Annotated in this window: 24 protein-coding genes, 1 tRNA gene and 1 pseudogene (1 of these 26 running past the window's edge); 7 read left to right on the top strand and 19 right to left on the bottom strand. The window is 64.4% G+C overall.

Annotated elements, in window-relative coordinates; translation table 11 throughout:
* Positions 1–671 carry the 5' portion of a TRAP transporter substrate-binding protein gene (locus tag JQ573_RS31505; RefSeq protein ID WP_212318180.1) on the bottom strand. 418 nt of this gene lie to the left of the window's left edge, so only the first 671 of its 1,089 coding nucleotides appear in the window; the start codon lies at positions 669–671; its stop codon lies beyond the left edge, outside the window.
* Between the two features lie 298 nt (positions 672–969).
* Here JQ573_RS31505 and JQ573_RS31500 point away from each other — a divergent pair, with 298 nt between their 5' ends.
* Entirely contained in the window at positions 970–2,055 is a 1,086-nt protein-coding gene (locus JQ573_RS31500; protein WP_212318178.1) for an NAD-dependent epimerase/dehydratase family protein, read from the top strand.
* A gap of 250 nt (positions 2,056–2,305) precedes the next feature.
* Here the strand turns inward: JQ573_RS31500 and JQ573_RS31495 are convergent, their stop codons facing one another.
* The 5 genes from JQ573_RS31495 to JQ573_RS31475 all read right to left on the bottom strand — a co-directional run bounded on the left by JQ573_RS31495 (position 2,306) and on the right by JQ573_RS31475 (position 7,736).
* Complete coding sequence (locus tag JQ573_RS31495; protein ID WP_212318176.1) at positions 2,306–3,613, bottom strand: NAD(P)H-dependent oxidoreductase; 1,308 nt, start codon at positions 3,611–3,613, stop codon at positions 2,306–2,308.
* A gap of 131 nt (positions 3,614–3,744) precedes the next feature.
* Positions 3,745–4,545, bottom strand: coding sequence for a phytanoyl-CoA dioxygenase family protein (locus tag JQ573_RS31490; protein WP_176533757.1), 801 nt, complete (start codon positions 4,543–4,545; stop codon positions 3,745–3,747).
* Positions 4,546–4,600: 55 nt separating this feature from the next.
* A complete protein-coding gene (locus JQ573_RS31485; RefSeq protein WP_212318174.1) occupies positions 4,601–5,275 on the bottom strand; it encodes a GntR family transcriptional regulator in 675 nt (224 codons plus the stop codon).
* Positions 5,276–5,547: 272 nt separating this feature from the next.
* Positions 5,548–6,804 (bottom strand): M20/M25/M40 family metallo-hydrolase, encoded by a 1,257-nt coding sequence (locus JQ573_RS31480; protein WP_212318172.1) that lies wholly within the window; start codon positions 6,802–6,804, stop codon positions 5,548–5,550.
* A gap of 65 nt (positions 6,805–6,869) precedes the next feature.
* Complete coding sequence (locus JQ573_RS31475) at positions 6,870–7,736, bottom strand: sigma-70 family RNA polymerase sigma factor (RefSeq protein ID WP_212318170.1); 867 nt, start codon at positions 7,734–7,736, stop codon at positions 6,870–6,872.
* 110 nt (positions 7,737–7,846) lie between these two features.
* On the opposite strand from JQ573_RS31475, the gene JQ573_RS31470 reads away from it, so the two are divergent.
* Entirely contained in the window at positions 7,847–8,302 is a 456-nt protein-coding gene (locus tag JQ573_RS31470; protein WP_212318409.1) for a carboxymuconolactone decarboxylase family protein, read from the top strand.
* 162 nt (positions 8,303–8,464) lie between these two features.
* Here JQ573_RS31470 and JQ573_RS31465 read toward each other — a convergent pair whose 3' ends face one another.
* On the bottom strand, positions 8,465–9,274 hold the full coding sequence (locus JQ573_RS31465) for an alpha/beta fold hydrolase (protein WP_212318168.1): 810 nt from the start codon (positions 9,272–9,274) through the stop codon (positions 8,465–8,467).
* Positions 9,275–9,428: 154 nt separating this feature from the next.
* Here JQ573_RS31465 and JQ573_RS31460 point away from each other — a divergent pair, with 154 nt between their 5' ends.
* Entirely contained in the window at positions 9,429–9,971 is a 543-nt protein-coding gene (locus JQ573_RS31460; RefSeq protein ID WP_212318166.1) for a methylated-DNA--[protein]-cysteine S-methyltransferase, read from the top strand.
* Positions 9,972–10,177: 206 nt separating this feature from the next.
* On the opposite strand, the gene JQ573_RS31455 is transcribed toward JQ573_RS31460, so the two are convergent.
* From JQ573_RS31455 to JQ573_RS31435, 5 genes are all read right to left on the bottom strand, one after another.
* Positions 10,178–11,050, bottom strand: coding sequence for an MBL fold metallo-hydrolase (locus JQ573_RS31455; RefSeq protein ID WP_212318164.1), 873 nt, complete (start codon positions 11,048–11,050; stop codon positions 10,178–10,180).
* Positions 11,051–11,069: 19 nt separating this feature from the next.
* On the bottom strand, positions 11,070–11,243 hold the full coding sequence (locus JQ573_RS31450; protein WP_212318162.1) for a hypothetical protein: 174 nt from the start codon (positions 11,241–11,243) through the stop codon (positions 11,070–11,072).
* A 34-nt stretch (positions 11,244–11,277) separates the two neighbouring features.
* Positions 11,278–11,892, bottom strand: a complete 615-nt coding sequence (locus tag JQ573_RS31445) for a glutathione S-transferase family protein (RefSeq protein ID WP_212318160.1) — start codon at positions 11,890–11,892, stop codon at positions 11,278–11,280.
* A 132-nt stretch (positions 11,893–12,024) separates the two neighbouring features.
* Positions 12,025–12,867: a fumarylacetoacetate hydrolase family protein gene (locus JQ573_RS31440; protein WP_212318158.1), complete on the bottom strand. Its 843-nt coding sequence runs from the start codon at positions 12,865–12,867 to the stop codon at positions 12,025–12,027.
* A gap of 157 nt (positions 12,868–13,024) precedes the next feature.
* The gene (locus JQ573_RS31435) at positions 13,025–13,678 is read right to left on the bottom strand and encodes a TetR/AcrR family transcriptional regulator (RefSeq protein WP_249132574.1); all 654 of its coding nucleotides are present in this window, start codon (positions 13,676–13,678) and stop codon (positions 13,025–13,027) included.
* 158 nt (positions 13,679–13,836) lie between these two features.
* On the opposite strand from JQ573_RS31435, the gene JQ573_RS31430 reads away from it, so the two are divergent.
* The gene (locus tag JQ573_RS31430; protein ID WP_212318154.1) at positions 13,837–14,208 is read left to right on the top strand and encodes a hypothetical protein; all 372 of its coding nucleotides are present in this window, start codon (positions 13,837–13,839) and stop codon (positions 14,206–14,208) included.
* Positions 14,209–14,435: 227 nt separating this feature from the next.
* Here JQ573_RS31430 and JQ573_RS31425 read toward each other — a convergent pair whose 3' ends face one another.
* From JQ573_RS31425 to JQ573_RS31410, 4 genes are all read right to left on the bottom strand, one after another.
* Entirely contained in the window at positions 14,436–15,284 is an 849-nt protein-coding gene (locus JQ573_RS31425) for an MBL fold metallo-hydrolase (protein WP_212318153.1), read from the bottom strand.
* Between the two features lie 268 nt (positions 15,285–15,552).
* Entirely contained in the window at positions 15,553–16,542 is a 990-nt protein-coding gene (locus JQ573_RS31420; protein WP_212318151.1) for an NADPH:quinone reductase, read from the bottom strand.
* Positions 16,539–17,321, bottom strand: a complete 783-nt coding sequence (locus JQ573_RS31415; protein WP_212318149.1) for an SDR family oxidoreductase — start codon at positions 17,319–17,321, stop codon at positions 16,539–16,541. The genes JQ573_RS31420 and JQ573_RS31415 overlap by 4 nt, the downstream gene beginning before the upstream one ends.
* A gap of 233 nt (positions 17,322–17,554) precedes the next feature.
* Positions 17,555–18,070: a CvpA family protein gene (locus JQ573_RS31410; RefSeq protein WP_212318147.1), complete on the bottom strand. Its 516-nt coding sequence runs from the start codon at positions 18,068–18,070 to the stop codon at positions 17,555–17,557.
* A 110-nt stretch (positions 18,071–18,180) separates the two neighbouring features.
* On the opposite strand from JQ573_RS31410, the gene JQ573_RS31405 reads away from it, so the two are divergent.
* A complete protein-coding gene (locus tag JQ573_RS31405) occupies positions 18,181–18,942 on the top strand; it encodes an SDR family NAD(P)-dependent oxidoreductase (RefSeq protein ID WP_212318145.1) in 762 nt (253 codons plus the stop codon).
* A gap of 438 nt (positions 18,943–19,380) precedes the next feature.
* Here the strand turns inward: JQ573_RS31405 and JQ573_RS31400 are convergent, their stop codons facing one another.
* Together JQ573_RS31400 and JQ573_RS31395 are read right to left on the bottom strand one after the other, a co-directional pair.
* Positions 19,381–20,988: a GMC family oxidoreductase gene (locus JQ573_RS31400; RefSeq protein ID WP_212318143.1), complete on the bottom strand. Its 1,608-nt coding sequence runs from the start codon at positions 20,986–20,988 to the stop codon at positions 19,381–19,383.
* 102 nt (positions 20,989–21,090) lie between these two features.
* The gene (locus tag JQ573_RS31395) at positions 21,091–22,524 is read right to left on the bottom strand and encodes a coniferyl aldehyde dehydrogenase (RefSeq protein WP_212318141.1); all 1,434 of its coding nucleotides are present in this window, start codon (positions 22,522–22,524) and stop codon (positions 21,091–21,093) included.
* Between the two features lie 316 nt (positions 22,525–22,840).
* Here JQ573_RS31395 and JQ573_RS31390 point away from each other — a divergent pair.
* A tRNA-Met gene (locus JQ573_RS31390) sits at positions 22,841–22,917 on the top strand.
* A gap of 441 nt (positions 22,918–23,358) precedes the next feature.
* On the opposite strand, the gene JQ573_RS31385 is transcribed toward JQ573_RS31390, so the two are convergent.
* Positions 23,359–23,625 (bottom strand): hypothetical protein, encoded by a 267-nt coding sequence (locus tag JQ573_RS31385; protein ID WP_249132572.1) that lies wholly within the window; start codon positions 23,623–23,625, stop codon positions 23,359–23,361.
* A gap of 303 nt (positions 23,626–23,928) precedes the next feature.
* Here JQ573_RS31385 and gmd point away from each other — a divergent pair.
* A pseudogene (gmd, locus tag JQ573_RS31380) lies at positions 23,929–25,031 on the top strand (GDP-mannose 4,6-dehydratase).
* The last annotated feature ends 68 nt before the right edge of the window (positions 25,032–25,099 follow it).

The raw sequence follows: 25,099 nt of genomic DNA, 5'->3' as shown, positions 1-25,099 counted from the left end.
CCGAGCTTCTCGTCGTCATACGGCCCGACCCACTCGGCGGCGTCGATGGTGCCTTTCTCCAGCGCCGGATAGATGTCGCCGCCGGCGATCTGCTGCGGCACGCCGCCGACCTTGGCGATGATGGTGCCGGCGAAGCCGCCGACGCGGAATTTCAGCCCCTGCAAATCCGCCATCGACTTGATCTCCTTCCGGAACCAGCCGCCCATCTGGGCGCCGGTCGAGCCGGTCGGAATGCCGACACAGTTGTATTCCGTAAGCAGGTTGTTGATCAGCTCGCTGCCGCCGCCCCATTGCAGCCAGGAAATATGCTGGCGCGTGTTGAGGCCGAACGGCAACGAGGTGCCGAAGGTGAAGGCGGGATTTTTGCCCCAGTAATAATATAGCGCGGTGTTGCCCATCTCGACCGTGCCGTTGGAGACGGCGTCCAACACCTGCAGGCCCGGCACGATCTCGCCGGCGGCGAAGGACTGGATCTGGAAACGGTTGTCAGTGATTTCGGCGACGCGCTTGCAGAAGAATTCACAGCCGCCATAGAGCGTATCGAGCGCCTTCGGCCAGCTTGCCGCGAGCCGCCACCTGACCTCCGGCATCGATTGCGCGACCGCAGGTGCAGCCACCGCCGTCGCAGCCAGTCCGACGCCGCCTGCCCTCAAGAAATCACGACGCTTCATGCGTATTCCTCCTGTGTGCCGATGCCTCGACAAGGGGAACGATCTTGGTGCCGTCTTTCTTCGCCGATCGATCGACGTTGCTGTGGTGAATGTGTCCGGTGACCCTCGACGGGCTCTTGTGTTTGGAAATCCGAGCCTTCGGTTCCACCGGTCAGGATGATCGTTTGCCGGAGGAAATCAAGCGCCCGCCTTGGTTGCAGCTGCGAAGGGAAATCGGCGCTGTTGGTCTCATCCGATACCTGTCGGTCTTGCCGTGATCTGCTACGCAGGGCAGGTGAGTTGATGGGAGTTCAAGGACATGGCCAACAAGAAAGTCGTGGTCGCCGGCGCGACCGGCCTCGTGGGCAACGCCGCCTTGCGACACTTCGGCGCATCCGGCGACTGCGAGCGCATCGCGCTGTCGCGTCGCAAGCCGCGCGATCTCTATGGCGCGCAGCATGTGCGGATCGACCTCACCAGCGCTGAGGATTGCCGCCGCGCCGCGGCCGAGCTCGCCGGCGCGACGCACCTGATCTATGCCGCGCTCTATGAAGCGCCGAGCCTGGTCGATGGCTGGCGCGATGCCGGGCAAATCGAAATCAACGACCGCATGCTGCGCAACCTGATGGGCGTGCTCGAACCCGTCGCGCCTGATCTCAAACATGTCGCACTGCTGCAGGGCACCAAGGCTTATGGCGTGCACGTCCGGCCGCTCACGGTGCCGGCGCGCGAGGGCCGCTCGGAAATGTACGAGCAGCCGAATTTCTATTGGGCGCAGGAGAATTTCCTGCGGGAGCTGCAGCGGGGCAAGCGCTGGCACTGGAGCATCCTGCGCCCGGTGTTGATCATCGGCGAGGCCATGGGCGGTGCGATGGATTTGATCCCGCCGCTCGGCGTCTATGCGGCGGTGTTGCGCGCGCAGGGCAGGCCGCTCGACTATCCCGGCGGTGCGCCGCGCGTCGCGCAGGCGGTCGACGTCGATCTCCTGGCGCGCGCGATCGCCTGGTCGGGCGAGGCCGAGACCGCGCGCAATGAAGCGTTCAACGTCACCAATGGCGACGTCTTCACCTGGGAGAATATCTGGCCCGCGGTATCAGATGCGCTCGAGATGGCGCCGGGCCGGCACGTGCCGTTGTCGCTGGCGCAGGAGTATCCGAAATGGATCGCGCTGTGGGACGAACTGCGCAGGAAGCACGATCTGATCGCACCTAGCTTGGAAGAGTTCGTCGGCCTGTCGTTCCAATATGCCGATTACAGCATGCGCTACGGACAGACCGAATCCGGTCCGCCCTCGATCGTCTCGACGGTGAAGATCAACCAGGCCGGCTTCACCGAGATGATGGATACGGAAGCGATGTTCCGCAAATGGTTCAAGCTGGCGAAGGCGAGGCGGCTGCTGCCGTGAGTCGTTCGGCGGTGCTTTCTCTTCTCCCTCGCCCCGTTCTTATGGGGAGAGGGTTGGGGTGAGGGGCCTCTATCCGGCGAGCACTTTGCGTCTTGTTGAACAGCGTGCCTCGCCCCTCACCCGGATCGCATCTGCAATGCGACATAGCCGAAGCTACGCTTCGGCGTTCTTGAGAACGGCCGCCAAAGGCGGCCTTCACCTCTCCCCGCAAAGCGCGGGGAGAGGTGAAGGACGTCCTGTCGTTCGAGCGTCAGCGCGAAAACGTCTGCTCCATCGCCTTGCGCGTCTTGATGGTGTCGTTGCTCTCGTCGACCTCGACGTCGCTCCAGCGCACGACAGCGCCATGGGCGATGTCGTTCTTCAGCTTGACGCGATGCGCGAGCCCGATCGGCAATGCGCCGGCGGCGAGGCTGGCGGAGGCGGGCATCAGTTTGCCCCACACCGTGTAGCCGCCTTCGCCGTCGAGCATCTCGCCGGCGCGCAAATTGCGCTTCGCCACCGCTGCGACGTCGCCGCGGAAGCCGCGCGGCTGCCCGGTCGGCTCGTTCCGCAGCGCCGCCGACAGGACGGAAATGTTCAGCTCGAGTCCGATCAGATGATACGGCTTGTACATCGCCGCATAGCGGCCGGACGCATCGGTCTTGAGGCCGTACTGCTTGAAGCAATCGGCGGCATAATCGTTCGGCGCCTCCAGCACCACATAGACACCCCAGCGCAGATCGCGAAACACCGGACGGCCGTCGCGCTCGAGCGACGACACCACCTCGACGATGCCGGATTTCTCCAGCACGCCGCCTTTGTCGCGCGGCCGCATCACATGCGGCAGGTCGTCGACGCCGCAGGGCGGAAACAGCAAGCCCTCCGACGGCACATCGAGCGTGCAGGCATTGGCGATCGCCGCCATCTCGATCGCGGACTTGGTGCCGTCGAGGAAGGAATTGAACATCTGCGGGTTCATGCCGGCGGATTGCGCCTCGCCTGATGTGAGCCCGTAATGCTGCCACACGCCTTCCGGCGTCACGTCGTGATAGGCGGGCAAATATTTCGTGCCCTTGCCGGCAGCGACGACGCGGAATCCCGTCGCGCGCGCCCAATCGACCATCTCCGCGGTCAGTGCCGGCTGGTCGCCATAGGCGAGCGAATAGACCACGCCCGCCTTGCGCGCCTCTTCGGCGAGCAGCGGGCCCGCCAGCACATCGGCCTCGACATTGACCATCACGACATGCTTGCCGGCTGATATCGCCGCGCGGGCATGGCGGATGCCGACCGCGGGATTGCCGGTCGCTTCAACCACGACATCGAATGCACCGCCCGCGATCGCACGCGCGCCGTCATCGGTAAAGGTGGTCGCGCCGATCCGCGCGTCGTCCCAGCCGACCGTGCGGCACGCCTCGCGCGCGCGGTCGCGGTCGAGATCGACGATCACCGGCACCTCGAGCCCCGGCGTGTGCGGCACCTGCGACAGGAACATCGAGCCGAATTTTCCGGCGCCGATCAGGGCGACGCGAACCGGCTTGCCGGCGGCGGCGCGGGTTTTGAGGAGGTGATGCAGGTTCATTTTGCTTTCCAAACAAAAGGGTCATTCCGGGGCGACGCGCTAGCGTCGAACCCGGAATCTCGAGGTTCCCCGATGCGCAATCGCGCATCTGTGGTTCGCGCTTCGCGCGCCCCGGAACGACATCAGGGATATTACTCCGCCGCCTGGCGCGGCGCACGGGCCAGCCGCAGCAGTGCGTCGTCGGCGACCGTCTGGATCGGCGTGAAGTCGCGGTGTGCGATGTAGTCCGGCCGCGTCGGGGTGCGGATGTAGTTCGAGACCGCGTTCAGCGTCAAATAGACGATCTTGCGCGGGTAGGGCGTGATGTTGCCGCTCGAGCCGTGGACCAGATTGCCGTGGAACATCAACATGCCGCCGGGCTTGCCGGTCGGGGCGACGATGCCGCCCTGCTTCACGAGGCGCGTCACCGTCTCCTCGTCCAGCGTCCACAGCGGGTAGGACGTGGTTTCGAGATCGTGCGACGCCTTCAGGTCGCCGGCGGTCTGGCTCTGCGGCACCAGCATCAGCGGGCCGTTGATCGGCATCACCTCGTCGAGGAAGATCGCGATGTTCATCGCGCGCGGCTCCGGCATGCCGTCGTCGCGCTTCCAGGTGCCGTAATCCTGGTGCCACTGCCAGACGTCGCCGGTGAAGGCCGCCTTCGCGTTGATCTTGAACTGATGCATGTAGACCTTCTCACCGAACAGCTGCTCGATGGGGTCGATCATGCGCGGATGCGCGCCGAGGAGGCCGAACGCCTCGTTGTAGAGATGCGCGGCGAAGGCCGTACGCGGCGCGCCGCTCTTCTCGCGCCACACCTCGGGGCGGTTGGCGTCATAGATCGAGACCGCCTCGCGTGCGAGGAAATCAACCTCTTCCTGGCTGAACAGCTCGGGCAGGAACAGCCAGCCTTCGCGATGGAAAAATTCGATCTGCTCCGGCGTCAGTTTCATGGTGCTTTCCTCCTTTGATTTTTGGTTTTCGTTCTTGGTGCCGTGACGGTCGTGTTCACGCCGCCACGTCGATAGCCCTCAGCTTCTCTTCGGTCATCCGCCCGGCCGTCTGCGCATGGGCCAACGCGGCGGCCTCAGCGGCGGCGGCGTTGCCGGAGAAAATGTGTGCGGCGATGGTCTCGTGCTCGGTCCAGGCGCTGTCGCGGTAATCGAGTTCGGCGAGCACGGTCGCCATCGAGCGGCGCATATGCGGCCATTGCGGCGCGATCATTTCCTCGATCGCGGTATTGCCGGCCAGCCGATAGATCGCGCTGTGGAAGTCGACGTCGAGCGCGATCAGGCGCGACAGCGGCGCGGTGTCGTCGATCGCGCGCCCGGCTTCCAGCGCGGCCTCGAGCTGCGCACGTGCCGCGGAATCCTCTTTCACACGCGTCGCGGCAAGCCGCGCCGCCAGCGCATCGATGGCGCCGCGCACTTCATAGAGCTCGCGGATGCGCTGCGGATCGAGCTGCGTCACCTCGAAGCCGCGCTTGCCGCTCTCGGCGACGAGGCCCTGGCGATGCAACAAATGCAGCGCGTGCGAGATCGGCTGACGCGAGACGCCGAGCCGATCGGCAAGTTCGTTCTGGGTGATGCGCTGGCCGGGCAGCAGCGTGCGGTCGATGATCGCTTCGAGCAATCGCCCGTAGACCTGGTCGATCAGGTTCGGAAGCGGGTCCAACGGGATCATATGCCGACCATCCAAATTGGAATACGGAATTCCGTGTTCGAAAGGTAAGCTACTGCGGCTAGCGGGAACGGTCAAGGTTGAAGTCAGGGATCGATCTAAGCTGTTGATGAGTGGACGCTTTTTCTGACTTGGCTCTGCCCGAGCCCATCCGTCATGGCCGGGCTTGTCCCGGCCATCCACGTCTTTCCTCATGCGCAAACCAGGACGTGGATGCCCGGGACAAGCCCGGGCATGACGAGATCATGGTCGTCAGCGAACCCGTGGTCCGAGCGCTACTTCGCCTTGCCCTGCTCCATCAGGATCCGTGTCATCAGATAGAGCCGCGGCACGATCGAGTTGGTGTCGATGTATTCGTCGCGGGCGTGATAGCCCCAGCCGGCGAGGCCGAAGCTTTCGACCACGATGGCCTTGCCGCTGCGCGCGGCGTAGCCGGCGTCGGTCGCGCCGCCGGTCATCTCAGCGATATCCAGCGTGCGGTCGAGCTCGGCGTAGATCGCCTGTCCCTGCCTGGCGAGCGCGCGGCCGCGATCGTTTGCCACGAAGGGCGGGCGGCCTGCGACGACCTTCACGGTCACTTCGGTGTCGGGGATCAGCTTGCTCTTCACCTTTTCGTCGAGCGCCGCCTGCAGCTTTTGCACGCCGTCCGGAATGGTGAGGCGGATGTCGGCGCCGGCGCTGGCGTGATCGGGGATCTGGTTGCGCACGGTGCCGGCCTTCGCGGTGGTCCAGTTCAGCTGCGTGCCCGGAATGGATTTCGCGACGTCCTGGGTCTGCAGCAATTGATGCGCGAGCTCGATCAGCGCGTTGCGGCCGAGCTGCGGCGCGGCGCCGGCATGCGAGGCCTTGCCCTTCACATCCATCGTGCCGGTCGCGGTGCCGCTGGCGCCGAGCAGCAGGCTTTCGTTCTTGGCCACTGGCGGTGCAACTGTCGGCTCGCAGGACAGCACCACATCGTGCTGGTCGGCGAGCTCGGCGATGATCTCACCGGAGCCGATCGAGCCGACCTCTTCATCCGGATTGAACGACACCGTGAGTTTGGCGTAGTCGCGCCAGCCCGCATCGTTCAGGATCTTGAGCGAATGCAGGATGACGGCGATGCCGCCCTTGTCGTCGGCGATGCCGGGCCCGTAGATCCTGTTGCCGTCGACCTTGTAGGGCTGGGTGTCGAGGATGCCGTGCTCATAGACCGTGTCCATGTGCGCGATCAGCATCAGCTTCCTGCTGCCGGTGCCCTCAAAGGTGCCGATCACCATGTCGGCGCCGGCGCCCTTCGTGGTCTTGCGCCGTTCGGTTTTGGCGCCGAGCGCCTTCAGCCGTGCTTCGGTGTAGTCGGCCATCTTCTTCAGGCCTTCGACATCGCTGGAGCCCGACTCGATCAGCACCATGTCGTGCAGGCTCTCGATCACGGCCGGCTGGGCCTGCTCGGCGGCCGCGCGCAGCTTTTCATCCGCGGCAGCAAAGGCGGGGGACGAGGCAAAGGCGAGCGAAAGCAGGCCAGCCGACGCGAGCAATTTGATGGATAGTTTCATGATTGTCCTCCCTGTATAGCGCAGGGAGGACACTAACATCGCGGCCTGTTCGCCTCTAGCTGCGATCAACTCGGATCGAGGACTTCGACATCGAAGGCTTCGATCTCTGCGGGCTCAGCGGTGGCATCGATCGCCGCGATCTTGTCGCCAGATATCGTGACCCGCAGCACGACACGCAACGCGCCACCGAAGATGACGGCAACGCCGATCTCGCCATCGACCAGCGCTGGCTTCGCGGCCTGCGCGCGCCCCTTGAAGCTTTCCGCGACCGCAACTGCGCCGTGGGTGACCGGCAGCGAGCCGAGCCGCTGCGCGGCCTGATCGGCGCGCACCACGACGTCGGGCGCGAGCACGGCAAGCAGCCCCTCGAAGTCGCCGTTGCGGGACGCCGCGAGGAAAGCCTCGACGATGCCGCGCTGCCGGCTGAGATCGGCATCCGGCGCGGGCGGCGCGCCCTGCACGCGGCGTCTGGCGCGGCTTGCCAGCTGCCGCGCGGCGGCCGGCGTGCGTCCGACGATCGGCGCGATCTCCTCGAACGGCACCGCGAACATGTCGTGCAGCACGAAAGCCAGCCGCTCGGCCGGCGCCAGCGTCTCCAGCACCACGAGCAGCGCCGCGCCGACGGAGTCGGCCATCTCGGCCTCGCGCTCGGACGGATTGTCCGCGATCGGCTCCGGCACATGCGGCCCGATCGGCTCCTCGCGGCGTGATTTGCGCGAGCGCAGCATGTCGAGGCAGATCCGCGCGATCACCGTGGTCAGCCAACCCCCGAGATTGTCGACCGTGGCAGCATCGGTACGACCGAGCCGCAGCCAGGCCTCCTGCACGGCGTCGTCGACTTCGGCGGTCGAGCCCAGCATGCGGTAGGCCACCGCGCGCAGGCGCGGCCGGTTGGCCTCGAACTGTTCGGCCAGAAATTTTTCTTCGTCCATCGGTCACATTCCCTTTGTCCGTTCCGTCATGGCCATGACGAACGAAAGCGGGCCGATGTGACAACAGATCGGCACGGCTTCGTCAAAAGGCAAATCAGGAGAGTGAGATGATGAAAGCCCGCATGAACCACCCGGTGATGGTTGTTCCCGATGCCATGAAAGCGCTGCAGGCGCTCAGCGAGAGCACCAAGCCGGCGCTGCCGGAAAAGCTGCTCGAGCTGGTCCATCTGCGCGCCAGCCAGATCAATGGCTGCAGCGTCTGTGTCGATATGCACCCGAAGCTTGCCAGGCGCGCGGGAGAGACCGATGAGCGGCTGTTCGCGGTCGGGGCCTGGCGCGACACGCCGTATTTCAGCGAAGCCGAACGCGCCGCGCTGGCGCTGACCGAAGCGGTGACCCGGCTCAGCGATCGCGAGGATCCGGTGACGGACGCGGTGTGGGACGAGGCGGCGAAGCATTTTGACGAGCAGCAGCTCGCGTCCCTGGTGCTGGGGATCGCCGCGATCAATGTCTGGAACCGGCTGAATGTTGCCGTGCGGCAGCCGGTCGGTGTCTGGAAGGTGTGAGGTGTGGGTCTCCCTCTCCCCGTTCTTACGGGGAGAGGGTTGGGGTGAGGGGCTCTCTCCGCGAGCGATGTGGTTGGACAGACCTGTACCCCCTCACCCGGCGCGCAACGCGCGCCGATCTCTCCCCGCAAGCGGGGCGAGATGAAGAGGTGTAGCGGCGCCTCAGCCCGCCAAGAACTCCAGCACGATCTCGCAATAGCGCTGCGGGGCCTGCTCGAACATCGGATGCGTGGTGCCCGGGATCATCTCGGTGCGCGCGCCCTTCACATTGGCGGCGAGCGCGTGCAGCACCTTCGGCAGCACGCCCTTGGTGTTGGCGCCGCCGATGAACAGCGTCGGCGTCTTGATCGCCTCCGCGTCGGCCTTCGAGAACGGCGGGCGCTGGTCGCGGGTCTGGCCGAGCAGGGTGGTCGCGTTGTCGCGCAACAGCTGCTTGGAGGTCGCCGGAATCCGCTTCCAGGCGCCGGGGCCTTCGAGCGCGTCCATGAAAATCTGCAAGCCGCCGTCGATGTCGCCCTTGGCGATCTCAGCGGCACACGCCGCGAAGCGTGCCGCCAGCGGCGAGGGGCCCGGCTTGAAATCGGGATCAAGGCTCGCGTCGAGTTCGCCGCCGGGCTCGGCGAGGATCAGCTTGCGCAGCAGGTCCGGCCGGCGCTGTGCGACGCGGAAGCAGATATGGCCGCCGCGGGAATGCCCCATCAGGTCGACCGGCTTGGTGTCGAATGCCTCGATGAAGGCGATGACGTCGTCGACATGTTGCGCGATCGAATAGGTGTCGCCAACGCCGTCCCAATGCGCCGGGAAGAAATGCCGCAGGCTGACCGCGATCACGCGATGCCGCCGTGTCAGGGGGCCGAGCACCGCCGACCAGATCCGGAAATCGCACAGCGAGCCGTGCACGCAGACCAGCGGCGGGCCCTCTCCGATATCGAGATAGGGCATGTCGAAACCGTTGACGCGGAGGCTGTGCATTTGGGGCTCGCGGAGGGCAGGAGATGTTGTTGATTTAGCCCAAGTTCCCACGGAATTCGGGTGGATAGCAACATTCTCCAAGCCTAGATTTCAGATCAGCAACAGGCTCGAATGTGTGAGCCCAAACGATATGAAGGAACATCTGGAGCGAGCCATGACCGGCCAGCATTTTGCAATCTTCGAAACCATGATCGGCGCCTGCGGCATTGTCTGGGGCGAGCACGGCGTCACCGGTGTGCAGCTGCCGATGGGCACCGAGGAGAAGACCCGCAAGCGCATCTTCCAGCGCAACGGCGACGTCACCGAGGCCGCGCCGCCGGCCGAGGTGCAGCACGCGATCGACGGTATGATCGAGCTGCTCGCCGGCAAGCCGAACGACCTCGCCGACATCGTGCTCGATCTCGACGGCGTGCCGGCGTTCAACCGCGGCGTCTACGACATCGCGCGGAAGATTCCGCCGGGCAAGACCGTGACCTATGGCGATATCGCCAAGCAGCTCGGTGGCGTCGAGCTGTCGCGCGACGTCGGCCAGGCATTGGGCCGCAACCCGTGCCCGATCGTAGTGCCCTGCCACCGCGTGCTGGCGGCCGGCAACAAGCCGGGCGGATTCTCGGCCAATGGCGGCGTGGTGACCAAGCTGAAGATGCTGCAGATCGAAGGCGCGGTGGTGAACCACACGCCGAGTTTGTTTGATTGAGCGGGGCGCGCCCTCCTTATCCTCCCCTGGAGGGGGAGGATCGGTTCGCATGAAATGCGAACCGAGGTGGGGTGAAGGTCTCCCGTATCGGGCGCTGCCCGCGTTGAGAGATCACCCCACCCCGTCTCACATTGCGCTGCGCTTCATGTGAGCCGACCCTCCCCCTCCAGGGGAGGGTGGAAGAGAGCGACTGTCGCGAATTCAGCCTACTTCACCGTCTCACACACAAATCCGTTGCCCTTCCGCCTGATCTTGCCGACCGTCGGCGAGGGGAAGTGCGCGGGGCAGCACAGCGTGTCGGTGTCGCAATAGCGCTCCAGGAAGCTGCGCCGCGTTTTCGCGGCCTGCGCCGGGTCGACGTCGAACTTCGGCGACAGCTCCGGATAAAGCGTCTGGAGCGGCGAGTGCATCAGATCGCCGGCGAACACCGCATCGTCCTTGCCGCGGCCGAAGGTGAAGGCGAGATGGCCCGGCGTGTGGCCGGGCGTCGGCAGCACGCGCATGTGATCGCCGATCGCAAAATCATTGCCGACCAGGTCGGCCCGCTTGGCTTCGACCACCGGCAGCACACTGTCGACGAAGGGCGGGACCTCCGCCTTGGCGCTGGTCTCGGTCCAGTAGTCGAACTCGGTCTTGTCGAACACGTAGCGCGCGTTCGGGAAGGTCGGCACCCAGCGGCCGTTCTCGAGCCGCGTGTTCCAGCCGACATGGTCGACATGCAGATGCGTGCACATCACATAGTCGATGTCGCCGACCGAAAAGCCCGCCGCCGCGAGGCCACGCAGATAGTTGTCGTCGGTCTTCATGTTCCAGCTCGGCCGCCCCGGCCGCGGCTTGTCGTTGCCGATACAGCTGTCGATCAGGATGGTGTGGTGCGGCGTCTTCACGATGTAGGACTGGAACGCCAGGATCAGCGTGTCGCTGTCATCGAGTGCGCCGGCCGCTTTCATCCAGGCGCGGTTCTCCGCGAGCAGCTCCGGTGTCAGTCCGGGCAGCATGTCATGCGCGGGCAGGAACAGCCCTTCCTCCTCGACAATGCGATGAATGGTGAGATCGCCGGCGGCAAATTTCAAGCTCATGGTGATTCCTTGGATGAGGTCAGTGCGCGTCGCGCACGGCGGGAATGCTGATGTTGGCGAGGATATCCATCGCCGCAAGGTCTTGCTCCGGCGGGCCGTACCGGGCTGCCGTCATCATCATCACAAAGTCGAGATCGGAGAGGGTCAGCGCGAGCGCCAGGCTCGCGCTGAAAATCGAGAGGCGGGGACGCATTCGCGCATCGTCGTTCTCCCCACGCGTCGCCCTGCTACGCTGGCGGCGGCGCCGAGATCTTCACCGACGGCTGCTCCAGCATTCTCTGGTAGAACGCGTCGAGCTTGGGATAGGCCTTGCGCCAGCCGCAATCGGCGAAGCGGAAATCGGCGTAGCCGAGCACGCAGACGAGGCCGATCTGCGCGATGTCGAACGACGCGCCGTTCAGCACGTCCGGCCGGTTCTCGAACCGCGCCATGCCCGCCCAGGCCCTGTTCCAGTGGTCGTCATACCAGGCCTGCCACAGCGAACCCTGCGGCCGCACCATCTTCTCGTAGCGGCACAGCAGCATGGAATCGAGCATGCCGTTGAGCAGCGAATGATCGGTCTTCAGCTGCCAGCGCCGCGGACCGTAGCCCGGGATCAGCCGGCCGCCGCCGATCTCGTTGAGATATTCGACGATGACGTAGGAATCCAAAATGACGTCGCCATGGTCGAGGATCAGCACCGGCAGCTTCTTCAGCGGCGAGATCCTGGAGTATTCGTCATTGGCCGTGCCCGGCGCAACGCTGGCCGGCACGAACTCGATCTTGTCGATCAGGCCAAGCTCGATCGCCGCGATGCGCACCTTGCGGGCGAACGGGGAGGCGGGGGAGAAGGTGAGTTTCATGGGAGGCCCCTCTTCTGTCAGATTGGATCGTCATTGCGAGGAGCGAAGCGACGAAGCAATCCATTGATCCGCTCGTGTGGACAGATGGATTGCTTCGCTTCGCTCGCAATGACGGGTGGCGCTAGCCGAGCCTTACGCCGCGACGATTTCCTGGCGCTGCTCGCCGAGGCCTTCGATGCCGAGCGTCACGACGTCGCCGACATTGAGGAAGGTCGGCGGCTTCATACCGAGACCGACGCCAGGCGGGGTGCCGGTCGTGATGATATCGCCGGGCAGCAGCGTCATGAACTGCGAGACGTAGGAGATGCATTTCGCCATCGTGAAGATCATGGTCTTGGTCGAGCCGGTCTGCCGGCGCTGACCGTTGACGTCGAGCCACATCGACAGGTTCTGCACGTCGGCGATTTCGTCCTTGGTCACGAGCCACGGGCCGACCGGGCCGAAGGTGTCGTGCGACTTGCCCTTGGTCCACTGTCCGAGGCGCTCGGTCTGGAAGTTGCGCTCGGAGACGTCGTTGCAGACGCAATAGCCGGCGACGTGGTTCAGCGCGTCGGCTTCCGAGACGTACTTGGCACGGGTGCCGATGATGGCGGCGATCTCGACTTCCCAGTCCAGCTTGGTCGAGCCGCGCGGCTTCTCGACGGCATCGTTCGGGCCGGACAGCGAGGTATTCGCCTTCATGAAGATGATCGGTTCGGTCGGGATCTGAGCGCCGGTTTCCTTGGCGTGGTCGGAATAGTTCAGGCCGATCGCAACGAACTTCGAAATGCCGGTGACCGGAGCGCCGAAGCGCGGCTTGCCGGAGACGGCGGGCAGGGAGGCGGGATCGAGGGCGGAAAGCTTCTTCAGCGATTCCGGCGTGTAGGCTTCGCCGGTCAGGTCCTTCAGATGGGCCGAGAGGTCGCGGAGCTGGCCGGATTTATCGATCAGGCCGGGCTTTTCCGCACCCTTTTCGCCATAACGAACAAGCTTCATGTTGATCACTCCCTACGATGTCTTGAGGATTGTTACTGGTATACCTCGACACGCTTCATGGAACAGCGCGCCGGGAAATTCAACCGCTTCACGGCCATGGCATTGCAGCCATCACCTGCCAGCGTAGCCGTTTTGGGCCGGCACTTTCAGACGCCGGTCATGATCGCGGACGCGGCGCGGCCAGCATCCGGGTGAACATCTCTTCCAACAGCCGGCACGGCGGCTCGGGATCGCGGGTGCCCGCGACGATCGCGTCGTCGACCACGGCATGCATCCCGTCGAACACGATCAGCGCCGCGCTGCGGGCGTTCGGGAACGCCCAGACGCCGGCCCTCCTGCCGTCCTCTAGCACGCTGACGACCTGCGCGATCACGTCGTCCTTTTCCTGTGACTGACGCTGATGATGCGGGAAATCGTGAAACACGACGTCATGCAGCTCGACATTGGCAAGATAGGTTCCAACGGCGCCGCGCAGCCAGGCGGAGAGCCGCCCGGCGTGATCGTCCGCGGCACGCTCACTGACCGAGGCGGCAACACGGGCAAGGAAATCCTGCGTGAAGCGGGCGCGCAGGGCGATGACGACATCGGCCTTGGTCGAGAAGTAATGGTAGAAGGTGCCCTTCGCGACGCCGGCCCGCTTGACGATGTCGTCGATCGTGGTGGCTTCGATGCCCTTCGCGATGAACAGCGTAGCTGCCGCGGCCATCAGGTCGTCCACCCTGACCTCGGCGGGCTGGGTTCGTCTCCAGTGCTGAGCTGCACCGCGCGTGGCCGCCGCCTGCCGCTTCCCGATCATCCCGTCAGCATCCATCCATACCTGATATCCGCTTCTGAGATCGCATATTTAGAATGAATTTGAAATAGCTTAGATGCATTGACCGACCGTCAGTCGATGGATATTTGAGCCCCGCTGTCGTCCTGATCAGCCCGATCAGCACGGCCAGGTGTCGTCATCATGAGGAAGCTTGCATGAAATTCTTTCGCGAAGCCGAGCCCGGCATCTTCATCGCAACCGGCCGTCTGCAAACCGAGCAGGACGGCTGCGACTGGACCGCGGAATACACCGAGCTGCTTGCCGCAAACCGTCCGCTCGCCGTCATCGTCAATATCAACGATCAGCCGGAGGTCGCCGCCGGCAAGCCGATGGTGCTGTGGATGAAAGCGCGCAAGGCCGAGCTCGGCCGGCTGATCCGGGTCACCGTCTACATCGCCGATGATGACGAGGAGCGCGCCGAGCTCGAGCGCAACCTTCCGGGCAGGGCCAGGGCCTTGCCCTATCCAGCCGCGATCGCCGCCAGCGAGGCCGAGGCGCTCTTCCTCGCGCGCGCCAGCCTGATCTAGCGCGCGATGAGACTAGGTCGAATAGCGATCGTACTGCGCTCCCTCTCCCCGTTCTTACGGGGAGAGGGTTGGGGTGAGGGGCCGCCTCCGCGTATTCGATGATAGCTGTGTTTGCGGAGGCTCCCCCTCACCCGGATCGCATCTGACGATGCGATCCGACCTCTCCCCGCACGCGGGGCGAGGTGGAGCGGAGTCCGCTGTTCGATACGAAGTAGAGCCATGCCGCCCTAGCTCAGCGCGACGAACCTGAACGCGTCGCCGTCGCGCTTGATGTGGCCGGCGTTGAAATGCCCGCCGATCACCAGCGTCGGCGTGTCGGCAAAGCGCGAGAACAACTCGCGCCGCGTCGCGGCCGATTGCTTCTGGTCGGAGTCCGCGGTCGACGACCAGTCGAGGTGATACATCTGGCAGGGATGATGGGCGACGTCGCCGGTCAGCAATCCTTCCGCGCCGCCGGACCTGATGTGGATGCTCATATGGCCGGGGCTGTGTCCCGGCGTCGGGATCAGCGTGATCTCCTCGGTGAGGCGATGATCGCTCGGTACCAGCTCGGCCTTGCCGGCATCAGCGATCGGCTTCACCGAGTCGGCGAACACGGCGGCATGCGCGGCATCGTCGCTGTGGTCGCGCCAGTGCTCGAATTCAGTCTTGCCGAACACGTAACGCGCATTGGCGAAGGTCGGCACCCATTTGCCGCCGGAGAGTTTCGTGTTCCAGCCGACGTGGTCGACATGCAGATGCGTGCACAGCACGGTGTCGATGCTGTCAGGCGCAAATCCGGCCGCGGTCAGCTTCTCCAGGAACGGATCGTTGCGGTTGTTCCAGGTCGGCACGTTGCGGCCCTGCTTGTCGTTGCCGAGACCGGTGTCGACGATGATGCGGTGCTCCGGCGTCTCGACCAGAAGCGAATGGATCGACATTTTCAGCCGGCCATCCTCATTGGCGAAATGCGGGATCAGCCAGGGCAGGCTCTGGATCTCTTCCCGGCCGGCCAGCGGCAGGATGAAGCGCGTGCTGCCGACGGTCTCGAGCTCGACGACCTTTGTGATCTTGACCTTACCGATCGTCCATTGCATGCGGCGTGTCCTCGGTTTTCTTGTTTCTCTCGTTTGCGTTGCTCACTTCACCTCGCCCCGCTTGCGGGGAGGGGCATAGGCCGCCTACGGCGGCCGTCCTCAAGAACGCCGAAGCAGAGCTTCGGCTATGTCGCATGCAGCGAAGCGGAATGCGGTCCGGGTGAGGGGGAGCTTCCGTATACTCCATCCTTACCATCTTTGCGGTGGCAGCCCCTCACCCCAACCCTCTCCCCGTAAGAACGGGGAGAGGGGGAAGAGAGCCTGCCCATCATCGCGCGCAGTCGACGATCACGGTGCCGATCTTGTCGCCCTTCTCGACGGCGAGATGGGCCTCGGCGGTCTCCGTCAGCGCGAATTGTCCGGCGATGTTGTGCACGCGGGTGCCGGACTCCAGCCAGCTCGTGATGTCGGCCTGCGCGGCCGCGAGCAGCGGCGGCGGCAGTGCGAACAGCACCAGCGAGCGCACCGTGATGCATTTTTCCATCAATTCGCGCACCGGCAGCGTTGGCGTGCGGTTGCCGTTGGTGGCGTAGACCGCGATCGTCGAGTTCAGCGCCATGATCTTCAGCGTGGTTGCGAGATTGCCGCCGAAATCGACGTCGATCACGCGGTCGACGCCGCGATTCTCGGTGAAGGCCATCACCTTGGAGACGACGTCCTCGGTCCGGTAGTTGACGACCGTATCGGCGCCGGCAAGCCGTGCCTCGACGTCCTTGACGTGCGAGCTCACCGTCGCGATCACGCGCGCGCCGCCCCACTTGGCCAGTTGCACGGCATAGTGGCCGACTGCACCGGCGCCGCCGGTGACCAGCACCGTTTGTCCGGCGATCGGACCGTCGGCAAACAGCGCGCACCACGCGGTCATGCAGGGGATACCGAGCGTAGCACCGGCCGCGAACGACACGTCCTGCGGCAGCGGCGTCACCAGGTAATCGGCGAGCGTGATGTACTCGGCCGCGCTGCCGAAGGCGCGGCCGTTGCGCTGGCCGTTGAACAGCCAGACGCGATCGCCGACGGCAAAACGCGTCACGCCTTCACCGATCTGGTCGATGAGCCCCGCGCCGTCGCTGTTCGGGATCACGCGTGGAAATTCCATCGCGCGATAGTTGCCGCTGCGGCGGCCGACATCGGCCGGATTGACCCCGGACGCCTCGAGGCGAACCCGGACTTCGCCCGGGCCCGCGTCCGGCGTCGGCATCTCGCCGACGGTGAGCACCGTCGGCGCCGCGCCGGTCCGTTCGTACCAGACGGCTCTCATAACGTGCCGGGGAAGGCGCCGCCGTCGAGCAGCAGGTTCTGTCCGGTGATGAAGCCGGCCTTGGCGCCGCACAGGAAGGCGCACGCGTAACCGAATTCGTCGGGATGGCCGAAGCGGCCGGCGGGGTTCAGCTTGGCGCGCTCGGCCAGCACCTGCTCGGCCGAGATGCCGCGCTTCTCGGCCTCGGGCTTTGCGGTGCCGCGCAGGCGATCGGTCTCGAACGGGCCCGGCAGCAGGCCATTGATGGTGACGTTGTTGATCACGGTCTTGCGCGACAGACCGGCGACGAAGCCGGTGAGGCCGGCGCGGGCGCCGTTGGACAGGCCGAGAATCTCGATCGGCGCCTTCACCGCCGCCGAGGTGATGTTGACGATGCGGCCGAATTTGCGCGCCATCATGCCGTCGACGGTCGCCTTGATCAGCTCGATCGGCGTCAGCATGTTGGCATCGATCGCCTTGATCCAGTCGTCGCGGGTCCAGTTGCGGAAATCGCCGGGCGGCGGGCCGCCGGCATTGTTGATCAGGATGTCCGGATCGGGGCAGGCCTTGAGCACGGCTTCGCGTCCGGCCGGCGTCGTGATGTCGCCGACGATCTCGGTGACGGTGATGCCGGGATGCGCCTTGCGGATTTCGTCGGCGGTCTGCTTCAGCGCCTCGGCGCCGCGCGCCGTCAGCGTGACATGCACCCCCTCATTGGCGAGCGCGATCGCGCAGGCGCGGCCCAGTCCCTTGCTCGATGCGCAGACGATGGCGCGGCGGCCTTTGATTCCAAGATCCACGAGTTCGCTCCCTGTGATGTCGGGTTGGTTTGTAAAGCTTCGATGGCGCCAGTCTAGCCAAGCCCGGCGTCGCCGGTAAGGGACGTGCAATGCATAAGTGCATGCCGGGCAGGAACAGGCGGGCGAACGCGATGGGTTAGAGCCCCGTTCCGATTGAATCGGAACGGGGCTCTAGATTTTGTTTTGACGCGTTTTCTTCACGCGAACCGGTATCCACTTCGCTCGAAAACGCTCTAAATGCGCTGCTCGCGCCGCAGCCGCTCGATCGCCATGGTGGCTTCGGGCGGCAGCGACCGGAATCCGGCCTGTCCGGCGGCGGAGAACCACGGCCGCAACTGCGATCCGTTGAGGAATTGCGGCTGTCTCGCCGGCGGCACCAGCTGATCGAACACCAGCACCAGCGTGGTCACCACGAGGCCGACCCTGATCGCGCCGAGCAGCGCGCCGCCGAGCCGGTCGCCGATCCCGATCTCCGAGCCCATGGTGTCGTCGAGCATCGTCCGCGCCATCTTTCCGAGAATGACGCCGATCAGAAGGAAGAGGCCGAACAGCAGCACCCCGTTGGGCGGAAACGGCGAGGATGGCAGCGCTGCGATGTGGGGCCCGACCATCGCCAGCAGCGCGACCGCAAGCGGCATGGCAACGAGATAGGCCAGGATGGTGACCGCGCTGCGCAACAGGCCGGTTGTGAATCCGGTGGCGACCGCAAACAACAGACCGAGCGTCACGACGATGTCGAAGAGGTTCATGGATAAGGAATTCCTGCCCCGATCTCCTACGGTCCCCTGGTTGATCACACCTGCTTACATCAAGGACAATTGTCGCTATCACTCGTCCGCTTCAATCCGGGAACCTGCCGATGTCCGACCTATTCGATGTCAGTAAAGAAATCATCCTCATCACCGGCGCCTCGCAGGGGCTTGGACGGCAGTTCGCCCGCGTGCTGGCGGCGCATGGCGCTGCGGTGGTGCTGGCGGCGCGCCAGACCGCGAAGCTGAAAAGCCTCGCGGAGGAGATCAGGGCCAAAGGTGGCCGCGCTGCCGCGGTGCAGATGGATGTTGCGGATGTTTCCGGCATTGCGAAAGCGATCGACGCCGCGGAATCCGCACTCGGTCCGGTCTCGGTGTTGATCAACAATGCCGGCATCGCGATCGAGAAGCTCGCGACCGAGCAGACCGAGGCCGATTGGGACGCCGTGATCAACGCCAATCTGAAGGGCGCCTATTTCCTCGCGACCGAGCTTTCGCGGCGCATGATCCTGCGCAAGCAGCCGGGCAACATCATCAATGTCGCGTCCGTGCTCGGCCAGGGCGTGCTCAAGGCCGTCTCGCCCTATGCGATCTCCAAGGCCGGCATGATCCAGGGCACCAAGGCGATGGCGCTGGAACTCGCCGGCAACAACATCCGCGTGAACGCGCTGGCGCCGGGCTACATCGACACCGAGATGAACCATGATTTCTGGTCGACGCCGGCAGGCGAGCGGCTCGCAAAACGGATTCCGCAGCGCCGCGTCGGTGCGGAGTCCGATCTCGACGGCGCGATCATGCTGCTCGCCTCCAACGCCTCGCGCTACATGACCGGCACCGTGGTGACGGTCGATGGCGGGTTTTTGCTCAACTAGCTTTGCCGCCCGGATGAAGCGCAGCGAAAAGCCGCCAAACAAGATCTCATCCTGAGAGGATGTGAGGCTATGTCCTCGTCCACCGCCGTCATCGCCCGGCTTGTCCGGGCGATCCAGTACGCCGCGGCCCCCCGGCTCAAGCACTGTGGTCTCTGGAATACTGGATCACCCGCATGCGCGGGTGATGACACTGCGAGGGGCGTCTGCACGATTTCTGGATTCTGGAAGAATGCCGCTGATTTGCCCGACGAGTCAAGTTGCGGTGTCCGCCGGCAGTCGCCGGCTACTTTGCATGGGGTTGTTTTCGATATTTTGGCAGTGCGGCCCTGCGACGGCAGTCTCATAGGGTGGGCAAAGGCGCTCTCGCGCCGTGCCCACCATCAAGAGCCGGACAAGAAGAGGCGGGCACGCTTTGCCTTGCCCACCCTGCGCATTTGGTCACCCCGCCCGCATCTCGGCCTTGATCATGTCGGCGGCCTTCTCGCCGATCATGATGGTCGGCGCATTGGTGTTGCCGCCGATCAAGGTCGGCATGATCGAGGCGTCGACCACGCGCAGGGCCTCGAGCCCGTGCACGCGCAGCTTCGGGTCGACCACCGCAAGCGGATCATCGGTGCCCATCCTGCAGGTGCCGACCGGGTGATAGACGGTGTCGGAGCGCGCCCGCAGGATGCTGCGGATGTCGTCGTCGGTGCGGACATCCGCTGTGAACATGTCCTTCTGCTGCAGGGCGCGCAGCGCCGGCGTATCGAGCAGCCGCTTCGTCATCTTGAAGCCTGCGACCATGGTCTCGACGTCGCTGTCCTCGCCGAAGAAATTCGGATCGATCGCGGGAGCCGCGAGCGGGTCGGCGCTGTTCAGCCACACGCTGCCGCGGCTTGCCGGGCGCAGCAGGCAGACATGGCAGGAGAAGCCGGTGCCCCAGCGCGGCTTGCGGCCGTGGTCTTCCACCATGGCCATGCAGAAATGCAGCTGGATGTCGGGAACGTCGAGCTCAGGTCGCGTCTTCAGGAAGCCGCCGCATTCGGCGACGTTCGAGGTCATCGGGCCGCGCCGCTCGCGCCGATATTGCCCGATGCCCTTGAGGATCCGCCCGATGCCGCTCCACGACAGTCCCGAGAAATAAGGTGCGTCGGAGGCGAAGCCGAACACGAAATCGGGGTGATCCTGCAGGTTCTGTCCGACACCCGGCAGATCATGCACGCTGGCGATGCCGTGCTTGCCGAGCGCCGCGGCGTCGCCGACGCCCGACAGCATCAGCAATTGCGGCGACTGGAACGCGCCGGCCGAGAGGATGACCTCGCGCCGCGCGCGCAGCACCTTCTTCTCCTTGCCCTGCATGTATTCGACGCCGACGGCACGCTTGCCCTCGAAGAGGATGCGGGTCGCCCGCGCCTGCGTCTCGATCCGCAAATTGGGCCGGCCGCCCATGTGGGGATGGATGTAGCCGCGCGCCGCGCTCCAGCGCTCCCCATTCTTCTGGGTCACCTGGTAGATGCCGAGGCCTTCCTGTTCGGCGCCGTTGAAATCGTCGCGGATCCGGAACTGCGCCTCGCGCGCGCCCTGGAGGAACGTCTCCTTGACCGGATTGTCGGACTGCAGGCCGGTGACGTTGAGCGGGCCGCCCTTGCCGTGATATTCGCCGTCGAGCTCGGTGTTGTTCTCCGAACGCTTGAAATAGGGCAGCACGTCGGCGTAGCCCCAGCCGGTATTGCCGAGCGAAGCCCAGTGATCGTAGTCGGCGCGATGACCGCGGATATAGACCATGGCATTGATGGCGCTCGAGCCGCCGAGCCCCTTGCCGCGCGGCTGATAGCCGATGCGGCCGTTGAGACCCTTCTGCGGCACCGTGTCGAAGGCCCAGTTGTTGAGCTTGCTCGAGAGCATGAGAATGATGGCGCCGGGCGTGGTCACCACCCAATTGTCGTTCTTGCCGCCGGCATCGAGCATCGCCACCGAGGTCGCCGGGTCCTCCGACAACCGCCCCGCCACCGCGCAGCCGCCCGAGCCGGCGCCCACCACCACGAAATCGAATGTGTCAGTCACGTATGTTTCCCCCTTCATTGTCATTCCGGGGCGATGCGTTAGCATCGAACCCGGAATCTCGACGTTCCGGGTTCGCTTCGCGCCCCGGAACGACAGCCCTGCCTACGACAACAGCCGCATCAGCTTCTCCAGCCGCGCGATCTTCGCGCCATAGGGCGGATAGAGATCGGCGAGCCGGTTGAAGCGTGAGCGGTAGAACACCGGCTTCAACTTGGTCAGCGTCTTGAATCCCCATTCGCCGTGATAGGCACCGGTGCCGGAGGCACCGACGCCGCCCATCGGCTGATAGGCCTGCGCGAAATGGAACAGGCAATCGTTGACGGTGACGCCGCCCGACACAGTGCGTGCCAGCACCTGATCGCGCGCGGCGTTGTCGGTACCGAACCAGTACAGCGCCAGTGGGCGGTCGCGCCGGTTGATGAAGGAGATCGCCTCGGTTGCGTCGCGCGTGCCCATGACCGGCAGCAGCGGTCCGAAGATCTCCTCCTGCATCACGGTCATCTCGGGCGTGGCATCGACGATGACGGTCGGCGGGAATTTGCGCCTCGCCTTCCACTCGGGATCGTTCGGCGCGGCCGGCTGCATGATGGTCGCGCCTTTCGCAGCGGCGTCGGCGACGAGACCCTCGAGCCTTGCATAGTGCCGGTCCGAGACGATCGAGGTGTAGTCCGGATTTTTCGGATCGGTACCGAACATGTGCTGCGTGTGGCCTTGCAGCCGCATTGCGAACGGCTGCACCGAGGCTTGCGGCACCAGCACGTAATCGGGCGCGATGCAGGTCTGGCCGGCATTGAGCAGCTTGCCGTAGGCGATGCGCTGCGCGGCCTCGTCGATGTCGGCGGAGCCGTCGACGATCGCGGGCGATTTGCCGCCGAGCTCGAGCGTCACCGGTGTCAGGTTGCGGCCGGCCGCCTCCGCGACCAGCCGGCCGACGCGGGTCGAGCCGGTGAAGATCAGATGATCGAACGGCAGCGCGGCAAAAGTCGTTGCGATGTCGTCGTCGATATCGGTGACCGCAAGCTCGGTGGTGTCGAACTTCTTCTCGATCACCTCGGCCAGCAGCTCGGCGAAGCGCGGCACCAGCTCGCTCGGCTTGATGATGGCGCGGTTGCCGGCCGCGATCGCCGCGACGGCGGGTGCCAGGGTCAGCTGCAGCGGATAATTCCAGGGTGCGATGATCCCGACCACGCCGAGCGGCTGCGGTATCAGCCGGTTCCTGGCCGGCGCGAACTGCACCGTGGTCGGGATCCGCTCGGGCGCCATCCAGCCCTTGAGGTGCTTGGCCGCATGCTTGATCTCGCCGAGCACCAGCATGGTCTCGGCGATCGCGGTCTCGACGGTGGAGCGGTGGCCGAAATCGGCCGAGATCGCCGCCTCGAATCGCGCCTCGTTCTCGGTCAGCGCAGCGCGCAGGCGGCGCAGCCGGTCGAGCCGCGCCTGCAATGTCGGCGCCGGCTCGCTCCGCGACAGCTCGAACTGGCGGTGAAAGGTGTCCTCAAGCGCATGCAGCCCCGGGCTCTTCAATGGCCGGTCCATGGCGTTTCCCCTCGAATGACGTGTCCTTGACGGATTTTGTTGGGCGCCAAGCTCCGCTTTTGCGCACGATCTGGCAAGAGCCGGTTCCCGACGGTAAATTTGCCAGGAAAACCGGCGATTTGGACGTCACAAAATCCTCAAAAACCCGCATCCGGGGCTTTCCAAACCGTACTCACGTTGATACATACCCCTCGCACCCGACGGCTTCGGCCCGGGTCGCCTTCTCAGGAAGCCCTCCGGACGGATCGATCGGCGCCATCTGATGCGTTGGCCGACCGGCTCGGGCACTCTTTCTGCAAGGCACGCAACGGTTTAACGCGGGGTGGAGCAGCCCGGTAGCTCGTCAGGCTCATAACCTGAAGGTCATAGGTTCAAATCCTATCCCCGCAACCAAGTTCGACATGGAAACCCAGCAATCTGAATGGATTGCTGGGTTTTTGTTTTTTGGGTCGAACGTCGTCGCAACGCAATCAACGACTCGGGTTTTCGTGGGTTCGAAACACCCGCCACCTCCTGCGGCCGGCATCACGACACCGGCGCGAACAGCGCAGGCCGACTTGCCTTGGACATCTCGTGTGGCTTGATTGGGGGATACCGTCGATCTCGCCGATCAATCGGATTATCGACGCCGTCAACTCGCGGTATCGTCTCGACGATGTCGGCGCGTGGATGGCCCTGACGGTCGTGTGAGCCGAACCAGAGGAGGTCGCTGCGGCGAGGGACGTTCAGTATGGCGCCATTGACGAGGTGCTTCGGTGAACCACCAAGCGTGCAGGCGATGCGCATCCGGATTGCAACCGCGCTTGCCTCGATGCGTTGTCGACACAAGCCCGATCATTTTTTGTCCTTGTCGGCGGTGTCGTCCACATTGCCTCCATTGTCGACGCATTTCTTGAAATAGTCGCGTTCGGCTTGTCCGTTGCCTTTGGCGCTGCCCGCCGCCGGATTGCCGGGCTGACGTGGTGGAAAGTTCTTCGCAACGAGCGCATTGCATTTCCTCGCGACCTCAACGGTGACGGCTGATGTCTCGGATGGCAAAAGCAGGGGAGCCACCAGCGAGAATGCAAGAGCGGCTCGCTTGAACTTCTGTTCGGCGCGCATGGTTACCCTCCCTTGTGTGCTGCCATCATCGTTGACGCGGCGTGATCCTATCGCGGGGTGCAAAACAGGCAATGGTCGATCGTGCAACCCGTTCACGCCGGGGTCCGCAGATCAGCGCCTTGCGAGCCCTGGATCAATGCGAGCCTTGGATCAAGATGACCGCAAGGCCTGAGCGGGTAGGGGCGTCTGCTGACGCGGCACGTACGATCCACCGCCGGGCGATTAATCTTACGCTGCAACAATTGCCGTCGACCTCCGCACTGCGCATGCAAGCTGATTTTGGCTACATATGCGGATCATATTTTGAGTAGGCTATATGACCAAAAAAGAGCATTAATAACCGGCGTAACTGGTCAAGACGGTGCGTATCTGGCCGAATTACTGCTCGCGAAGGGCTACGAGGTCCATGGCATCAAGCGACGGACCTCGCTTTTCAATACCGACCGCATTGATCATCTCTACGTCGATCCACACGAGCCGGATCCGCCGTTCCGACTGCACTATGGTGATTTGACCGACTCTTCCAGTCTGATCAGGATCGTCGGCAGGTACAGCCGGACGAGATCTACAATCTCGCCGCCCAAAGTCACGTGGCCGTTTCGTTCGAGGAGCCGGAATATACCGCGAATTCGGACGCTCTTGGCACGCTGCGAATCCTCGAGGCGATTCGGATCGTGGGGCTCGAGAAGAAGTCCAAATTCTACCAGGCCTCGACGTCAGAACTGTACGGCCTGGTGCAGGAAGTCCCGCAGAAGGAGACCACTCCGTTCTATCCGCGGTCGCCCTACGCCGTTGCGAAGCTCTACGCCTACTGGATCACGGTGAACTATCGTGAGGCGTATGGAATGTATGCCTGCAACGGAATTCTGTTCAATCATGAGTCTCCCGTGCGCGGCGAGACCTTTGTCACCCGGAAGATCACACGAGCGTTGGCCCGCATCCACCTCGGCCTTCAGGAACGTCTTTATCTGGGCAATCTTGACCCGCTTCGCGACTGGGGGCATGCGCGTGACTACGTCGAAATGCAATGGCTGATGCTGCAGCAGGATACGCCGGAGGACTTCGTCATCGCGACCGGTGTGCAGCACTCGGTTCGCCACTTCGTCGAGGTTGCCGCGGGCGAAGTGGGGATGCGGATCCGCTGGGAAGGAACGGGCGTCGATGAAAAGGGCTATCATGCCGCCACAGGCAAGTGCATTGTGTCCGTCGACCCACGCTATTTCCGTCCGACGGAGGTCGCGACCCTCTTGGGCGATCCCTCCAAGGCGAAGGAGAAGCTTGGCTGGTGGCCCAAGACCTCGTTCGAAAGCCTCGTGCGTGAGATGGTGCAGGAAGATCTCGCGTCAGCGAAGCGAGATGAACTGATCAAGCAACACGGCTTCAGATATTATCCGCGTCACGAGTGACGGCAGCCCAAAACGCCGTCGCTTGTAGAGGCGGGGGCCCCGAACGCTTTCCGTCGACCACACGCAGC

The sequence above is a fragment of the Bradyrhizobium sp. AUGA SZCCT0105 genome, from assembly GCF_018129565.1.
Lineage (GTDB): Bacteria > Pseudomonadota > Alphaproteobacteria > Rhizobiales > Xanthobacteraceae > Bradyrhizobium.
The sequence above is the reverse complement of the archived record's forward strand: the minus strand, read 5'-3'. Positions and strand labels throughout refer to the sequence as shown.

Coding starts and splice junctions, on each gene's coding strand:
- JQ573_RS31425 (WP_212318153.1), bottom strand. CDS start 15,284: ATGCAATGGACGATCGGTAAGGTCAAGATCACAAAGGTCGTCGAGCTC.
- JQ573_RS31430 (WP_212318154.1), top strand. CDS start 13,837: ATGAAATTCTTTCGCGAAGCCGAGCCCGGCATCTTCATCGCAACCGGC.
- JQ573_RS31470 (WP_212318409.1), top strand. CDS start 7,847: ATGAAAGCCCGCATGAACCACCCGGTGATGGTTGTTCCCGATGCCATG.
- JQ573_RS31490 (WP_176533757.1), bottom strand. CDS start 4,545: ATGAAACTGACGCCGGAGCAGATCGAATTTTTCCATCGCGAAGGCTGG.
- JQ573_RS31475 (WP_212318170.1), bottom strand. CDS start 7,736: ATGGACGAAGAAAAATTTCTGGCCGAACAGTTCGAGGCCAACCGGCCG.
- JQ573_RS31445 (WP_212318160.1), bottom strand. CDS start 11,892: ATGAAACTCACCTTCTCCCCCGCCTCCCCGTTCGCCCGCAAGGTGCGC.
- JQ573_RS31480 (WP_212318172.1), bottom strand. CDS start 6,804: ATGAAACTATCCATCAAATTGCTCGCGTCGGCTGGCCTGCTTTCGCTC.
- JQ573_RS31495 (WP_212318176.1), bottom strand. CDS start 3,613: ATGAACCTGCATCACCTCCTCAAAACCCGCGCCGCCGCCGGCAAGCCG.
- JQ573_RS31435 (WP_249132574.1), bottom strand. CDS start 13,678: ATGGATGCTGACGGGATGATCGGGAAGCGGCAGGCGGCGGCCACGCGC.
- JQ573_RS31440 (WP_212318158.1), bottom strand. CDS start 12,867: ATGAAGCTTGTTCGTTATGGCGAAAAGGGTGCGGAAAAGCCCGGCCTG.
- JQ573_RS31405 (WP_212318145.1), top strand. CDS start 18,181: ATGTCCGACCTATTCGATGTCAGTAAAGAAATCATCCTCATCACCGGC.
- JQ573_RS31420 (WP_212318151.1), bottom strand. CDS start 16,542: ATGAGAGCCGTCTGGTACGAACGGACCGGCGCGGCGCCGACGGTGCTC.
- JQ573_RS31500 (WP_212318178.1), top strand. CDS start 970: ATGGCCAACAAGAAAGTCGTGGTCGCCGGCGCGACCGGCCTCGTGGGC.
- JQ573_RS31460 (WP_212318166.1), top strand. CDS start 9,429: ATGACCGGCCAGCATTTTGCAATCTTCGAAACCATGATCGGCGCCTGC.
- JQ573_RS31455 (WP_212318164.1), bottom strand. CDS start 11,050: ATGAGCTTGAAATTTGCCGCCGGCGATCTCACCATTCATCGCATTGTC.
- JQ573_RS31450 (WP_212318162.1), bottom strand. CDS start 11,243: ATGCGTCCCCGCCTCTCGATTTTCAGCGCGAGCCTGGCGCTCGCGCTG.
- JQ573_RS31385 (WP_249132572.1), bottom strand. CDS start 23,625: ATGCGCGCCGAACAGAAGTTCAAGCGAGCCGCTCTTGCATTCTCGCTG.
- JQ573_RS31410 (WP_212318147.1), bottom strand. CDS start 18,070: ATGAACCTCTTCGACATCGTCGTGACGCTCGGTCTGTTGTTTGCGGTC.
- JQ573_RS31465 (WP_212318168.1), bottom strand. CDS start 9,274: ATGCACAGCCTCCGCGTCAACGGTTTCGACATGCCCTATCTCGATATC.
- JQ573_RS31485 (WP_212318174.1), bottom strand. CDS start 5,275: ATGATCCCGTTGGACCCGCTTCCGAACCTGATCGACCAGGTCTACGGG.
- JQ573_RS31395 (WP_212318141.1), bottom strand. CDS start 22,524: ATGGACCGGCCATTGAAGAGCCCGGGGCTGCATGCGCTTGAGGACACC.